General features: G+C 46.8%; 18 protein-coding genes. 5 read left to right on the top strand and 13 right to left on the bottom strand.

Annotated features, from left to right (window positions below; genetic code table 11):
- Positions 1-378: 378 nt before the first annotated feature.
- The 3 genes from BZG80_RS06470 to BZG80_RS06480 all read left to right on the top strand — a co-directional run bounded on the left by BZG80_RS06470 (position 379) and on the right by BZG80_RS06480 (position 2,534).
- Positions 379-1,245 (top strand): RHS repeat-associated core domain-containing protein, encoded by an 867-nt coding sequence (locus BZG80_RS06470; RefSeq protein ID WP_241833871.1) that lies wholly within the window; start codon positions 379-381, stop codon positions 1,243-1,245.
- Between the two features lie 69 nt (positions 1,246-1,314).
- Entirely contained in the window at positions 1,315-1,920 is a 606-nt protein-coding gene (locus BZG80_RS06475) for a hypothetical protein (RefSeq protein WP_077678996.1), read from the top strand.
- Between the two features lie 338 nt (positions 1,921-2,258).
- Positions 2,259-2,534: an RHS domain-containing protein gene (locus tag BZG80_RS06480; RefSeq protein WP_241833872.1), complete on the top strand. Its 276-nt coding sequence runs from the start codon at positions 2,259-2,261 to the stop codon at positions 2,532-2,534.
- Between the two features lie 72 nt (positions 2,535-2,606).
- Here the strand turns inward: BZG80_RS06480 and BZG80_RS06485 are convergent, their stop codons facing one another.
- The 7 genes from BZG80_RS06485 to BZG80_RS06510 all read right to left on the bottom strand — a co-directional run bounded on the left by BZG80_RS06485 (position 2,607) and on the right by BZG80_RS06510 (position 7,425).
- Positions 2,607-3,674, bottom strand: coding sequence for a hypothetical protein (locus tag BZG80_RS06485; RefSeq protein ID WP_131827545.1), 1,068 nt, complete (start codon positions 3,672-3,674; stop codon positions 2,607-2,609).
- A 275-nt stretch (positions 3,675-3,949) separates the two neighbouring features.
- Positions 3,950-4,078: a hypothetical protein gene (locus BZG80_RS16220; RefSeq protein WP_255565805.1), complete on the bottom strand. Its 129-nt coding sequence runs from the start codon at positions 4,076-4,078 to the stop codon at positions 3,950-3,952.
- Positions 4,079-4,158: 80 nt separating this feature from the next.
- The gene (locus BZG80_RS06490; protein WP_077678999.1) at positions 4,159-4,518 is read right to left on the bottom strand and encodes a hypothetical protein; all 360 of its coding nucleotides are present in this window, start codon (positions 4,516-4,518) and stop codon (positions 4,159-4,161) included.
- Between the two features lie 495 nt (positions 4,519-5,013).
- The gene (locus tag BZG80_RS06495; protein WP_077679000.1) at positions 5,014-5,226 is read right to left on the bottom strand and encodes a DUF2897 family protein; all 213 of its coding nucleotides are present in this window, start codon (positions 5,224-5,226) and stop codon (positions 5,014-5,016) included.
- The gene (locus BZG80_RS06500) at positions 5,214-5,912 is read right to left on the bottom strand and encodes a M15 family metallopeptidase (protein ID WP_241833873.1); all 699 of its coding nucleotides are present in this window, start codon (positions 5,910-5,912) and stop codon (positions 5,214-5,216) included. The genes BZG80_RS06495 and BZG80_RS06500 overlap by 13 nt, the downstream gene beginning before the upstream one ends.
- Positions 5,909-7,042: a succinyl-diaminopimelate desuccinylase gene (gene dapE / locus BZG80_RS06505; RefSeq protein WP_077575942.1), complete on the bottom strand. Its 1,134-nt coding sequence runs from the start codon at positions 7,040-7,042 to the stop codon at positions 5,909-5,911. The genes BZG80_RS06500 and dapE overlap by 4 nt, the downstream gene beginning before the upstream one ends.
- Positions 7,043-7,080: 38 nt before the next feature.
- On the bottom strand, positions 7,081-7,425 hold the full coding sequence (locus BZG80_RS06510; RefSeq protein WP_077575941.1) for an ArsC family reductase: 345 nt from the start codon (positions 7,423-7,425) through the stop codon (positions 7,081-7,083).
- Between the two features lie 224 nt (positions 7,426-7,649).
- On the opposite strand from BZG80_RS06510, the gene BZG80_RS06515 reads away from it, so the two are divergent.
- Complete coding sequence (locus BZG80_RS06515) at positions 7,650-7,928, top strand: winged helix-turn-helix domain-containing protein (RefSeq protein ID WP_077461603.1); 279 nt, start codon at positions 7,650-7,652, stop codon at positions 7,926-7,928.
- A gap of 8 nt (positions 7,929-7,936) precedes the next feature.
- On the opposite strand, the gene BZG80_RS06520 is transcribed toward BZG80_RS06515, so the two are convergent.
- Together BZG80_RS06520 and BZG80_RS06525 are read right to left on the bottom strand one after the other, a co-directional pair.
- On the bottom strand, positions 7,937-8,305 hold the full coding sequence (locus BZG80_RS06520) for a DUF1499 domain-containing protein (protein ID WP_158009947.1): 369 nt from the start codon (positions 8,303-8,305) through the stop codon (positions 7,937-7,939).
- Positions 8,306-8,370: 65 nt separating this feature from the next.
- Positions 8,371-8,736 (bottom strand): DUF2956 domain-containing protein, encoded by a 366-nt coding sequence (locus BZG80_RS06525; RefSeq protein ID WP_077679002.1) that lies wholly within the window; start codon positions 8,734-8,736, stop codon positions 8,371-8,373.
- A 121-nt stretch (positions 8,737-8,857) separates the two neighbouring features.
- Between BZG80_RS06525 and BZG80_RS06530 the strand changes: the two genes are divergently transcribed.
- Positions 8,858-9,328, top strand: coding sequence for a DUF2919 family protein (locus BZG80_RS06530; RefSeq protein ID WP_077679003.1), 471 nt, complete (start codon positions 8,858-8,860; stop codon positions 9,326-9,328).
- A 48-nt stretch (positions 9,329-9,376) separates the two neighbouring features.
- Here BZG80_RS06530 and crr read toward each other — a convergent pair whose 3' ends face one another.
- The 4 genes from crr to cysK all read right to left on the bottom strand — a co-directional run bounded on the left by crr (position 9,377) and on the right by cysK (position 13,246).
- Positions 9,377-9,886 (bottom strand): PTS glucose transporter subunit IIA, encoded by a 510-nt coding sequence (gene crr / locus BZG80_RS06535; RefSeq protein WP_025744475.1) that lies wholly within the window; start codon positions 9,884-9,886, stop codon positions 9,377-9,379.
- A gap of 39 nt (positions 9,887-9,925) precedes the next feature.
- The gene (gene ptsI, locus BZG80_RS06540) at positions 9,926-11,653 is read right to left on the bottom strand and encodes a phosphoenolpyruvate-protein phosphotransferase PtsI (RefSeq protein WP_077679004.1); all 1,728 of its coding nucleotides are present in this window, start codon (positions 11,651-11,653) and stop codon (positions 9,926-9,928) included.
- A 50-nt stretch (positions 11,654-11,703) separates the two neighbouring features.
- On the bottom strand, positions 11,704-11,961 hold the full coding sequence (locus BZG80_RS06545; protein WP_025673281.1) for an HPr family phosphocarrier protein: 258 nt from the start codon (positions 11,959-11,961) through the stop codon (positions 11,704-11,706).
- A gap of 316 nt (positions 11,962-12,277) precedes the next feature.
- Positions 12,278-13,246, bottom strand: a complete 969-nt coding sequence (cysK, locus tag BZG80_RS06550) for a cysteine synthase A (protein WP_077461598.1) — start codon at positions 13,244-13,246, stop codon at positions 12,278-12,280.
- Positions 13,247-13,330: the final 84 nt, after the last annotated feature.

Raw genomic sequence — 13,330 nt, forward strand, 5'->3', positions numbered from 1 at the left:
CTATTTGAGATAACAAGGGTATTAGAGTATTCATAGTTTTGTGTCATTGAGGGTGTTCATAATTCTGTGTCAGCCAATTTTTCATAGGTATATGTGATCATCCAGTCGATCTTCGACGTTGCTGATTAGCTGCGGCAGCGTCACGCTCCAATTCTGCACCGGAGGTGTCCACTTTTATGATGCCTCCAATACACTGCGTGCAGTACCAAATACGCTGCCATGACCGCGGAGGGCGTGTACTAGACGCCCTTAACCCACATTGAACTGCCCAACGGTACGCGGTATCGCTACCGCTACGACCCGTTTGGGCGACGCATCGCCAAAGAATGTGCGCACAGCGACACACAAACCCACTACCTGTGGGACGGCGCGCACATCGTGCAGCAGCAACAGGCCACGGCTGATGGGCAGGTGTTGCAACAAACCGAATACCTCTACGAGCCCGGCAGCTTCCGCCCGATGGCGCAAGTGACCCACCATAATCAAGGTAGCGAACTGCATTACATCGTGACCGACCACGCGGGCACACCGCAAGAGCTGTGTAATGAACAAGGTGATATTGTCTGGCGGGGAGAGCAAGCGCTATGGGGCCATTACCACGGGCAATCACAACGGCACTGGCAACGACGCGAAGAAGCGGCCAACGACAGCATACAGTGTGACCTTCGCTACCAAGGGCAAATCGAAGACTCGGAATCGGGCCTTTACTATAACGTAAACCGTTATTACGATGCAGACAGTGGCCAGTATCTTAGCCCCGACCCAATAGGGTTTGCGGGTGGATTAAGGCCGCAGGCCTATGTTGTCAACCCACTAGAGTGGGTGGATCCGTTGGGGCTGGCGAAATGTCCGACAATAAAAAAAGATTCTCAAGGTAGAATTACACAGTGGGATTCTGAAGTTTCCCCAGAAGACATTAATACAGGTACGCCAACAAACCAAAAAACGAGGGATTATGCACGCTCTATCGGTAATCATAATGACGATGCTGGCTACGCTTTGGGAAGCAAACTAGGCGGAACGGGAACGGAGACAGATAATATATTCCCTCAGGCTCCTAGGGTAAATAGAGGCCAGTTCAGAGTCATGGAAAAAACTATAGCCGAGCGTATTATCCAGACAGGACAATCTGCTAAATTAACATTGAAAGCCAATTATGAAGGCTTATCTACTAGGCCAGCATCTTTAGATTACACAGCAGTATTTGAAGATGGTACAAAAATGCACCGCAGATTTATTAACTAGAGGTAATCTATGTATATATCGTATTCTTCATCGCAGGAGTTATCAAGCTCATATATAGGTGGGAAACCAATGTTACCAGATGGTGTTCAGATACCTAAACACCCTAAGACCAAGAGCCAGATGACTTTTTTCTTCCAGATACTAATGCCAGATACTCATGAGTGGGCAGGGCAGCTGATTTCTATTTTTTGCGTGACTGATGACTATGATCCTGAAAATATTATTCCAGAAATGATTGAATATAATCGATCCAACTATGATGTTAGAAGCGACTGTCAGCAATTCAATCAAAACTACTTTAAAGTTATCGTATCAGATTTTAAATCTTGTAAAGTAAAAGATGAGTACAAAGAAATAATAGAGTATAAACCCTTGATTTTTCGTAGTGAAGCGGATAATGCTTTTGGTTTTATAGGAGGGACACCTAACTGGATTATTGAGGACGAATCTCCGACAACACTAGACGGAAAAAAAATCGATTTTTTATTTCAAACCTCAACAGATCTGTATTTTTCCAAGCTTTCCTGTGCCCCCAAGCAAAAAATAGAAGATTTTGAAAAATCTAGCGGTATTAGGGATTCTTACATTGATGACTACTCTCTTTTTGCTGGAAACGCGATCTATTTTTTTGGGGAAAAAACTACTAAGCGCGTTTATATGGTTTTGCAGTCTTAAACATAAGGTGTCTGTAGCCCTGTGCCTCCGACACCTCTAAAGGCGTTGGTGGTCAAATCAGTCACCTAATGCACTGATCCTAAGGGTGGTTATTCATAGTACCCAGCGCGATGACTGATAGACATGCCGAGTTTTATGGCTTCGTTCATCGCTTTCACGTTGGCCGATATTTCGCCAGTTTGTACGTTGTAATCACGTAGTGTCAGCTGAGGACTGAGTAACCCAGTTTAGCTGGCACGCGGTATCGCTACCGCTACGACCCCTTTGGGCGACGTATCGCCAAAGAATGTGCGCACAGCCAAACACAGACTCACTACCTGTGGGACGGCGCGCACATTGTGCAGCAACAACAGGCCACGGCTGATGGGCAAGTTCTACAGCAAACCGAATACCTCTACGAGCCCGGCAGCTTCCGCCCGATGGCGCAAGTGACCCACCATGAGCAAGGCAGCGAACTGCATTACATCGTGACCGACCACGCGGGCACACCGCAAGAGCTGTGTAATGAGCAAGGTGATATCGTCTGGCGGGGCGAGCAAGCGGTATGGGGCCATTACCACGGGCAATCACAACGCTATTTCAGTTCTGTCAGATGTACTGCTGTGGAATATTGACTTCAGCGAGGCCAAATGAGGCCTCGCTGGTTAATGTACTTCCAGAAAAGTGAAGATAAACCGATGATTGCATTATTGAGTTTTCTGACACATTGGCTGCCCACTGGAGTGATAAGTTTCGCACTGCCAGCTCTGCTTTCCATCAGAAATGGTCGTTCCGTTCACTTTCACTGTTTTCGCCGAAATACCCTTAAATGAGTAAGGTTCAATACCGGCAAACCAGACATAATGACCATCCGAAACAAAATTACCTTCAAGCACTTTAAGCGCTTTCATGTCAACGTCAGCAGGAAATTCCAGACTCCGCTTCCCTGCAATCAGAAACCCTTTTTTATCTGCGGCAGCATTAAAACTCAGGCATTTAAAACTAGATGCATCCACATCATTGCGTAGCTCGCCGGAGTAATAGCTTTTCCCATCAATCGTAGCCCAACCTCGACAGTCTTCAGAAATTTTCACCTGATGTTGATAGGGTATTTTGACCGTTTTTTCCGCTACATAGAAATAATTTTTTGCATCATATCCGTGCCCGTAGGCACTCTTAAATGTTTTACCGTCTGCGCCTTTCAGTACCTTGCCGCTAATCAGTAAAATTGTATTCCCATTTCGGTAAAACGGATGATTCAGAGCCTGAAAATGCTCCAGGTCGATATCTACAGTTTGCTTACACAAAGCGAATGACCCTACATTTGTTACAAGGAAACTGCCTATGATACGTGCAGAGTCCGTATCCAGCCCGGTAGGTAACTGCTCTGCATTACAATAATAATTGCCGGAGGAGTAGCCGACAGCAATGTCCTGCCCTTTATACAACAACTGAAAATCTGCGGCTTTGGCATTTGCTAACGGCTGTGCCGGACGATTACTGAATCGTTGATAAATGACATTTTGTTCAGCTGTTTTATACGGATAAATCGACTCTGCGTGAGCACTGAATCCACTGGTTGCTACTAACACAGCGACAACAGGCAATGACTTGAAAATACGGTAATACATTGAAACCTTTATCTTTTTTATGAGGACCAAGATAATCATCATCACATATAACAAATCAATTGGTTTCTTATTTTTTACTGTTTTTGGATCTGCTCCTAAAATCTGACAGGCACAAGGAGAAAGTTCTGCTGACCAGATCATCACAGAATCACTTTTATTGACTCATCACTGATCCGTTAATATCAGTCAGACTTGATCTCTCTAACAGATCATTGCATCCCGGTTCTGTTTTCATTTTGCTTTGATATCTGCATCGTAATTGAGATTTACGATGCACAAGTTGGCGAAGCATTGACCAACGTGAAAGCGATGAACAAAGTCATAAGACTCAGTATGCCTGTTAGTTACCGAGTTGAGCGATAGGATTTATTCCTCTGGGAACAGTGCGCTAGGTGAATGATTTGTTCAACAACGCCTCGCTAGAGTGATAAATTCAATGATTTAGGAAACAACGTCGGTAGTGTTAAAATGCCATCTTTACTGGTGAGGTCTTTATCTTCACGCAAAGCTTGCAAGGCGGCATCTATATCGGCTGTTGGTTTGGTCATGTGTCATCCCTTTTTAGTATAGTTGAACGAAATGACACAGAATTCTGAACAATACCTCACCGGAACTACGATGATCTCTTCTATTTACAAGTATCTGTTCGATTACTATCTAAAAGAAGTGTTTTTTCTGTAAACCAGTTTTTGGTGAAATCATCGACAGGGAACAGTTCTTTGTTATCAGCAGATACTTTAAAAGTAAATACGCCGTTTGACTTTAGCACAACGAGCTTTTCATCGTTCTTCGTTGTCATTTCATACTTTCTAGGCGACATACCTGCATATGCTTTACCACCTTGACAGAAAATCACTTCTTCCATAAGAGAATCTTTGTCTTGATTGATATAAACACCCTCTAGCCAATCTTGCGCAAATGAAGCATTAGCAAACAAGCTCGCCACTAACAAAAGACACCATTTTTTACACAGACTTTTTTTATTCATGCTATTTAGATCCTAAAGACGTACTATACAGATTAAAGTTAATGAACTGCACTATTCATTTATAAGCATAAACCGTAAATTAATGCGAAAAGAAATATACCCCCGAGTAAAAATACTGTCAACGCGAGAACCTGAGCCAATGCTAATGAAAGACAGCCTGGGAGATAGACAAAATGAAAGATGCTCGAGTTAGTGAATTGCTCTGAAGGCCTTGATATTAGTGAGACTTCGAGTAAATTTTATCACTCCCTCGCTTTCTATAGAAAAATAAAAAGGCTGATACCACAGCCTATTAATCCCTAAAAATTTTATCAAAATGGAACACGTTTATCATAATAGATATTAAGTTTGTCATCATGCACGTTACTGCGATCTCGTCCAATGTGTTTGCTTTGGTTGGGTCTTCATAGGAGCAGAGCGTAAACTTGGGTGAATGGTTCCATTGACTTGTTCAACAAACCAGGTCGCTGTAGCAACGAAGAGTCAGCCAAGCGCTTATTGGTCATCACGTTGATGGTGCGGAGCGTTGTCTTGATCTGACTGTGCTTGTGCGTCATCGTCAGACGCTGAACGTTGATGCTTATCAGGCTTGTCTTTGTATTTAAGCCCAAACTTGGCGTTGGCGGTGTATTTGAGCGCCATGATGTTACTCACGACCACGGCGACCACAATGGTAATAATCACATAAGGATTGGTTAGCCATTCCATCTTTCCACCTCGCATAAGTTGGTGACGTAAGTTGAATATATCCAATCTAATTGGCCGAGGATAGCGTCTTTCCCACAAATCGGCGCATGGGTGATCGCAGCCGCGAGCATATCCTGAGAGAAAGCGGATAACATTGACGCACTGGTGGCAATATGGCTGATATGCCATGGCTCTCTGGCAACCCCGCCTTGGTATCTCGCATAAGGAAGAAAGAAACCAAATGCTGATACATTGGCATGTAGCCAAGAAGAAAAGGCCGCTTGCGGGCCGCTGTCGTATTCGGGTGGGGTTAAAGCCAGCGGCTGATCGGGGATAAGAGACTGTTTATCATACACATCCATGTCTGTTCCCCAATGATGTCGGCTGGCACCGGGTAACGCCGACCAGCGCAAGATCGCGTGAACCCGCTCTTGGTCTGATAAGCGGGTCATATCCATCGGTTGGCTGTGAGCATCAAGGACAGGCAGATCGCCGTTAAATTTACCATTCCAGATCGCCAACTGGCGTTCAAAAGCGCGATAACCACTGGCGACTCTCAACGCGAACCCAGCACGACTCGCCGCCTTTTGTAAGGCGGCGACGTCAGATAACACATCCTGATGCAAACAGGGCGCCCCAGGTTGCGCGTTCATTGGTTGAAGGGCTGAAGCGTCTTGCCCAGTCAACTGTGCTGCGCGTAGGCTCACGGTAGCGCCTTTTCCAGCACTTTTTGGTACATGTCGGTCAGCTTTTCCAAGTCAGGAATACTCACACACTCATTGACCTTATGAATCGTGGCATTGACCGGACCCAGCTCAATCACTTGAGCGCCCATCTGGGCGATAAAACGACCATCGGAGGTGCCACCGGTTGTCAGTAATTGCGGCGTTTGATGATTCACCTCTTCAACCGCGGCCACAACTGCATCAAGCAAGGTACCTTCATCGGTCAAAAACGGGTCGCCACTGTGGGTCCATTCTAAGGTGTAGTCGAGCCCGTGCGCGTCCAGAATAGAATAAACTCGCTGTTTGATGGTTTCACTATCTAGCTCGGTACTAAAGCGGAAGTTAAATTGCGCATGACACTCACCCGGGACCACATTGGCTGCGCCGGTACCTGCCTCAATATTTGGGATTTGAAAGCTTGTCGGTGGAAAAAAAGCATTGCCATTATCCCACACTGTTTGCACTAACTCTGTTAGCGCTGGCATGGCCTGATGGACAGGATTACTTGCAAGGTGCGGATAGGCGACATGGCCTTGTACTCCTTTAACGTACAAATCGCCAGTGATGGAGCCGCGACGACCGTTTTTGACCACATCACCGACGTGATTCGTACTTGAGGGTTCACCGACAATACACATGTCGATTTTCTCATTTCGAGCCATCAGCGTATCGACGACGCGGGTGGTGCCATTAATAAAGGGTCCTTCTTCATCCGACGTGATCAGAAACGCGAGTGAACCCGAGTGGTCTGGATGCTCGGCAATAAAGCGCTCAACAGCCACAACCATGGCGGCGAGTGAGCCCTTCATGTCCGCGGCGCCACGTCCATGAAGGTGATCGTCAATGACAGTGGCTTCAAATGGCGGCGTATGCCATTGATCGCGCGGGCCAGCGGGGACGACATCGGTGTGGCCCGCAAACGTGAAGAGCGGCCCATCAGTGCCCCGTCGCGCCCAAAGGTTGGTGGTATCGTCAAACACCATGGTTTCAATCGTAAAGCCCAGGGCTTCTAATCGAGCAATCATTTGAGCTTGGCAACCCGCGTCTTCCGGTGTGACCGACTCACGATTGATCAAGTCTTTTGCCAAAGCCAGCGTAGCAGTATCAGTCATTGGAGTTTCCTTACAGCAACAGTAAATAAGTGCTTACATTACGCGAAAATCTCAGCGTATTGGCTCTCTTTAAAGCCAAGATAGTACTTCCCTTCGTGTACGAGTAAAGGGCGTTTAATGATCGCTGGATTGTCTAACATGATCGCAATCGCACGGGGTTGGTCTAAACTGGCTTTTTGTTCGTCACTTAGCTGGCGATAAGTGGTGCCACGCTTGTTAATCAAAGGCTCCCACCCTAATTCGGCAACAAAGGTCTGTAACATCTCGGCATCTAACCCCGTCTTGCGGTAATCGTGATACTGATAGTTAATGCCTTGGTTATCCAACCATTTAAGGGCTTTTTTTAGGGTGTCGCAGTTTTTAATGCCAAATACAGTTGTCATGGTCGTTATCATCATTATTTACGGACAATTAAGAGTGACATCGCTCAACATTGAACGCAATAGTGGGGAAGGGGCCGTTTGGCGATGCGATAAGGGATGAAGCGTGTGAAATGTGCCACTAAATGAGTCTGCAGCACGTCGATTTGATGGCCTTTTGATCAAACGCAAAGCCTCTTCGCAGGCGGCATGAATAATGGGAACATTCGTAACTGTTGGAGGTTCATATGGAACTAAACCCGGTATTCGCCCGGCGTCTCTATCTTGCCGTGTTGGTAGAAGAAATGGAACGCCCAAATGTGCCACGCCTTATCGAGGCGACAGGCTGGCCCCGTCGTACGATCCAAGATGTATTGAAATCACTGTCTGGGCTCGGTATTGATATGACTTTTATCCAAGATGGAAAGCGTCATAACGATGGTTACTACCAGCTTAAAGACTGGGGACCGTTCCGCCGTGATTGGGTCGAAGATAAAAAGCGCGATATTCGCTCTTATATCAACTAGCTGCTCGCCTAAGGCGTGATAAGCTCAGCGTCGGTTAAACGTTGGCGAATGACTTCGGCACGTTGACGGTTAGCGCCAAAGTCATAGTAGCCAATCCGAGATGCGGAGCGAAGGGCGAGTTGGTTGCCCTCAAGCGAGACTTCAACATCATCCACAAAGCGCAGCACCTTAGTGGTGAAGCGTAAGTGTGCGTAATTATCTTGCGAGGTGACGACCTCAGCACGAGGCATGGCGGCGATATGCGCGACAATGGCTGAAAACGTCACGTTGTCGTTGGCGATATAAAGCGGTGCCAGCTGGAATTTTTCTCGGGTATCTGCCGTGGACACACAGTTGGGACTATCGCCACAGGCCGTCACTGGCGGATGTTTAGCCATCGTTTCTCCTTTGCTGCAGCCAGCCAAAGTGATGATCCCTATAACCGTTATCAGTCGCTTCCACATTACGCCCTCACCAATATATAGCCAATGAACCCTATCCAGCTTATCACAAGTAAAAGCCATGGGAGACTGCTGTAGCTTTTATCTAACCCAGGTTCAGCGGGGGTAAGATCATTGACCGGGGCTTGAGATGCTTTTACAGGCGCGGCGCTTGATGGTTTATTTTGTTGTCTTTTTCGTGCTTTATCCTGCTCGCGTGCTTTTGCTTTTTGTTCCTTTTTATATTGGGCAATCCCTTTTTCAATCCCTTGTGCAATCAGTTTGGTCTGCGCTTTTGTTTGTCCCGGTTTTTGCGTGGCTTTCGCAACGCGCATGGCGTCTTGTTGCGTTTCTGGCGAAATCGTCGCGTTGGCTTTGGCTTTGGCCATAAGGGCTCCATGTAACGCTTAATAAATAACTCCACCCAAGGATAACAAATTTTACTTTTAGGCTTGCAGTTTTTATTGCATGTCGCCATGGTAAATATGTGACTTCTCAATCAATAAGCTTATGGATACATTTCATCACTTCGACGACAAAGGGTATATCAAGGCACCGCAGATTGCCGTGTTGTGTCTACTGTTATTAAGCCGCGCGTGGTGGCTATTGGCAATGGCTGGCGTGAGTAGAGAGCAGGGTAGTGAGTTGCTCGCGCTGGTTTATCCTGAGTTAAAGGCGTTTTATATAAGCTTGGCAATTGGCGTGGTGCCGCTCGGGTTGTTGTTATTAGTCGGTAACTGCGACAGAGCGCCTGAATGGCTAAGACAACACTGGCACATTGGCTATTGGTGGGTTTGGCTATTATGGCTATGGGAAGCTTATCAAGTCTGGCAAACGTTCATCGTCACTGGGGGGCAGTTTGATTGGCTGCTTGCTTTACACGGCCTTTGGCTAGCTTGGGCAAGCCTTTATTGGGCAAGAAGCCGACGCGTCAAACGCTTCTTTTTTCAGTTTACGAGTGATGGCCGAGCGATGGCTTAAAAAAAACGCAGCCAATTGGCTGCGTTTGTCTAAACCAGAGACGGTTTATTACTTGGTGACGCGTAATACTGGGGTTTCACCCACAGTGACGGCACCTGATAGTTTGGTCAACTCTTTGATCTCATCCATATTCGAGATCACAACAGGTGTCAGTGTTGATTTCGCTTTCTCTTCGAGTGTCGCTAAATCAAATTCAATCACGGTATCACCGGCTTTAACCGTTTGACCTTCTTCGGCAATGCGCTTGAAGCCTTCGCCTTTCAGCTCGACGGTGTCGATACCAAAGTGAACAAAAAGCTCGACGCCATCGTCTGACTCAATTGAGAAAGCGTGGTTGGTTTCGAAAATCTTACCGATAGTGCCGTTTACTGGCGCTACCATTTTGTCACCAGATGGCTTAATCGCAACACCATCACCGACGATTTTCTCAGCAAACACAACGTCAGGCACGTCTTCGATGTTGACGATCTCACCCGACAATGGGGCGATAATTTCAATAGCACTAGCGTCGTTGCTGTCTTCAGACACCAACTTCTTCAGTTTGTCGAACAGACCCATAGTGTTGCTCCTAAGCAGTAATTCTTTGCTGATTGTATATTAGCAAGCGGTTTTTTCCGCAATAAATTTTTCGACATAGGCCTCGATTTCTGCCGCAGTTGGCAAAGTGAGCGCTGTGTCGGCCATCGCTTTCACATCAGCAAAGTTGGCATTACGGATAATCTTCTTGATGCGAGGGATAGAAATGGCACTCATGCTGAACTCATCCAAACCCATTCCCATCAATAGTAACGTTGCTTTCTCATCACCTGCAAGCTCTCCGCACATCCCCGTCCATTTTCCTTCAGCATGTGAGGCATCAATCACTTGCTTGATAACCGTTAGTACTGCAGGAGACAGTGGATTGTACAGGTGCGAAATAAGCTCATTACCACGATCGACCGCTAAGGTGTATTGGGTCAAATCGTTAGTGCCGATGCTGAAAAATTCCACTTCTTTCGCGAGGTGGTGAGCGATTGCAGCCGCGGCCGGTGTCTCAACCATTACACCGATTTCAAGATCAGCATCAAAGTCGAGGCCTTCTTGGCGTAGCTCTGCTTTGTAGGTTTCAATCGCTTCTTTTAGCTCGCGGATTTCTTCGACAGAAATAATCATCGGGAACATGACACGAATTTTACCGTGTGCCGATGCGCGTAGAATCGCACGTAGCTGATCGCGGAGAATTTCGCGACGGTCAAGACTGATACGGACGGCTCGCCAGCCCAAGAATGGGTTCATTTCTTCAGGCAGATCCATATAAGGCAGATCTTTGTCACCGCCAATGTCCATGGTGCGAATGATCACTGGGTGACCATCAATCGCTTTTGCGACCGCCTTATACGCTTGATATTGCTCTTCTTCAGTAGGGAGCGAGTCACGGTCCATGAACAAGAACTCAGTGCGATAAAGACCCACACCTTCACCACCGTTACGGTTCACACCGTCACAGTCTTTTACTGTGCCCACGTTGCCGCACACTTCGACGTGGTGGCCGTCTAATGTGATAGCAGGTAAGTCTTTGAGCTTCGCGAGCTCGGCTTTTTCCGCGATGTGTTGATCACGAATCGCTTTAAACTTGTTGAGCTCGTCGTCAGAAGGATTAACGACAATTTGGTTGTTAATCGCATCAAGCACCAACATGTCACCGTTTTTAACATTGGCGGTGGCATTGTTAGTGCCCACAATCGCTGGAAGCTCTAACGAGCGTGCCATGATCGACGAGTGCGAGGTGCGACCACCGATATCGGTGATAAAACCGAGCACATAATTCAGGTCAACCTGTGCTGTTTCTGAAGGCGTCAGATCATTCGCAACCAGGATCACTTCTTCGTTGATCGCGCTCAGAGACACCATGTTGATGCCGAGTGCGTTTTTAACAAAACGAGAACCAATATCACGGATATCTGCCGCACGCTCTTTCAGATAATCATCATCCAGAGATTCAAGCGTCACCGCCTGCTCTTCAATCACAGCGTAAATCGCATGATCTGCAGTGGCATGGTTAGATTTGATGAAGCTGACAATCTCGTCTTCCAGCTCTTCATCTTCTAGCAGCATGATGTGACCTTCGAAGATCGCTTCTTTCTCTTCGCCGAAGGTTTCCCTTGCTTTGTCTTTGATCGCTTCGAGTTGCGTCTTAGACTGTTCGCGAGCATCCAATACGCGCTGAATTTCTTTTTCAATTCGAGACGCATCAATCTTATCTTTATTGATGACAACGTCTTCTTCTTGCAACAGCAGTGCTTTACCAAAAGCAATACCAGGTGATGCCAGGATGCCTGAAATCATAGCTTTACCTTACGTTTATCCAACTTAAAACCGATAGAAAAAGAGCCGGATTACTCCAGCTCGTCCATCAGTTTTACCAGGTGATCAACGGCTTGTTGTGCTTGCGCACCTTCAGCAGAGATAGTCACCTTGGTGCCTTTGGTCAAGCCAAGGGTTTGCAGTTTAAATAGGCTTTTCGCGCTCGCGCTCTTACCGTTTGACTCAACAGTGATGTCAGCGTCATAGCTTTTTGCTTCTTTGACGAACTGCGCCGCTGGACGAGTGTGTAGGCCGTTTTCTGCACTAATTTCAACTTGCTTCTGATACATGATTCACCCCGTTTCTGTATTTTTTTAAATCTATGTATTAAATATAAGGTTAGCTTAACCGCTAACGGGCGATTTCGCTATCCGTTGACGCTAACCTAACCAAGAAATCGACCAGATAGCTTAATCCATGTCAATTTCATGTCATCTTTCTCTCATTTTTGACCTTCCACTCACTCGCCTCAAAGGCTTTTATTTTGATGCGGAAAATAAAAATGTTGCTGTGTTTTACTAAAGCTTAATATAAAAATCAAACAAAAAAGGCCCAATTTGGGCCTTTGTTGTGGGAAGAAACCAGTTGAAGATTGCTAACCTGCTGTTACTGCTCTGTTTCCAGCTCAGTGAACATGCCAGCAAATAGTGGCGAACTGAGATAACGCTCGGCGGCACTTGGTAAAATTGTGACAATCGTCTTATTCGCAAACTCGGGGAGCTCGGCAATTTTGTTCGCGGCGACAACGGCTGCGCCTGATGAGATCCCACCTAGGATACCTTCTTCTTCCATCAAACGGCGTGCCATGGCAATCGCTTCATCTGAGCTCACAGAAACGACCTGATCAACCAACTTAATATCCAAGTTTTTTGGGACAAAGCCGGCGCCGATGCCCTGAATTTTATGAGGGGCCGGTTGTACGTCTTGACCAGCAATTGTTTGAGCAATCACGGGTGACTCCGCGGGCTCCACTGCGACGGTGGTAATGGCTTTCCCTTGCGTGTTTTTGATATAGCGGCTCACACCGGTCAGTGTCCCCCCGGTGCCGACACCGGCAACAAACACATCGATTTCACCGTCAGTATCTTCCCAGATCTCAGGGCCTGTGGTCTTTTCGTGAATTTCTGGGTTGGCTGGGTTGTCGAACTGCTGGAGCATAAGATATTTACCAGGCGCTTGCGCCATGATTTCCTCTGCTTTCGCAATTGCGCCTTTCATCCCTTTAGGCGCTTCGGTGAGCACCAATGTCGCGCCCATCGCTTTAAGTAGCTTACGACGCTCAAGGCTCATCGACTCTGGCATGGTAAGCGTCAATTTATACCCGCGCGCTGCGGCAACATAAGCCAGCGCAACCCCGGTATTACCACTCGTAGGTTCAATCAGCTCAATGCCTGGTTTCAGGGTGCCTTTTTTTTCCGCATCCCAGATCATGTTGGCACCGATGCGGCACTTCACACTAAAGCTTGGGTTACGTGCTTCTACTTTTGCTAACACATTCGGCTTAGCAACACGGTTTAGGCGTACCAGTGGGGTATGGCCAATTGTTTGCGTATTGTCTTCGTAAATCTTGCCCATTGTATCGTTCCTTCATGACACCGATTTAAATCACTGCTCCAAGCATATCGCTAATGCCTGTTTTTGAAAGGATCGGTTGGTTAT

The organism is Salinivibrio sp. MA440, assembly GCF_001996265.1.
Lineage (GTDB): Bacteria > Pseudomonadota > Gammaproteobacteria > Enterobacterales > Vibrionaceae > Salinivibrio > Salinivibrio costicola.

Bases quoted from the DNA above. Each gene is read 5' to 3' on its own strand.
- cysK (WP_077461598.1), bottom strand. From the start codon at position 13,246: ATGGGCAAGATTTACGAAGACAATACGCAAACAATTGGCCATACCCCA.
- BZG80_RS06530 (WP_077679003.1), top strand. From the start codon at position 8,858: ATGGATACATTTCATCACTTCGACGACAAAGGGTATATCAAGGCACCG.
- BZG80_RS06515 (WP_077461603.1), top strand. From the start codon at position 7,650: ATGGAACTAAACCCGGTATTCGCCCGGCGTCTCTATCTTGCCGTGTTG.
- BZG80_RS06510 (WP_077575941.1), bottom strand. From the start codon at position 7,425: ATGACAACTGTATTTGGCATTAAAAACTGCGACACCCTAAAAAAAGCC.
- BZG80_RS06520 (WP_158009947.1), bottom strand. From the start codon at position 8,305: ATGGCTAAACATCCGCCAGTGACGGCCTGTGGCGATAGTCCCAACTGT.
- dapE (WP_077575942.1), bottom strand. From the start codon at position 7,042: ATGACTGATACTGCTACGCTGGCTTTGGCAAAAGACTTGATCAATCGT.
- BZG80_RS06545 (WP_025673281.1), bottom strand. From the start codon at position 11,961: ATGTATCAGAAGCAAGTTGAAATTAGTGCAGAAAACGGCCTACACACT.
- ptsI (WP_077679004.1), bottom strand. From the start codon at position 11,653: ATGATTTCAGGCATCCTGGCATCACCTGGTATTGCTTTTGGTAAAGCA.
- crr (WP_025744475.1), bottom strand. From the start codon at position 9,886: ATGGGTCTGTTCGACAAACTGAAGAAGTTGGTGTCTGAAGACAGCAAC.
- BZG80_RS06495 (WP_077679000.1), bottom strand. From the start codon at position 5,226: ATGGAATGGCTAACCAATCCTTATGTGATTATTACCATTGTGGTCGCC.
- BZG80_RS06475 (WP_077678996.1), top strand. From the start codon at position 1,315: ATGTTACCAGATGGTGTTCAGATACCTAAACACCCTAAGACCAAGAGC.
- BZG80_RS16220 (WP_255565805.1), bottom strand. From the start codon at position 4,078: ATGACCAAACCAACAGCCGATATAGATGCCGCCTTGCAAGCTTTGCGT.
- BZG80_RS06490 (WP_077678999.1), bottom strand. From the start codon at position 4,518: ATGAATAAAAAAAGTCTGTGTAAAAAATGGTGTCTTTTGTTAGTGGCG.
- BZG80_RS06525 (WP_077679002.1), bottom strand. From the start codon at position 8,736: ATGGCCAAAGCCAAAGCCAACGCGACGATTTCGCCAGAAACGCAACAA.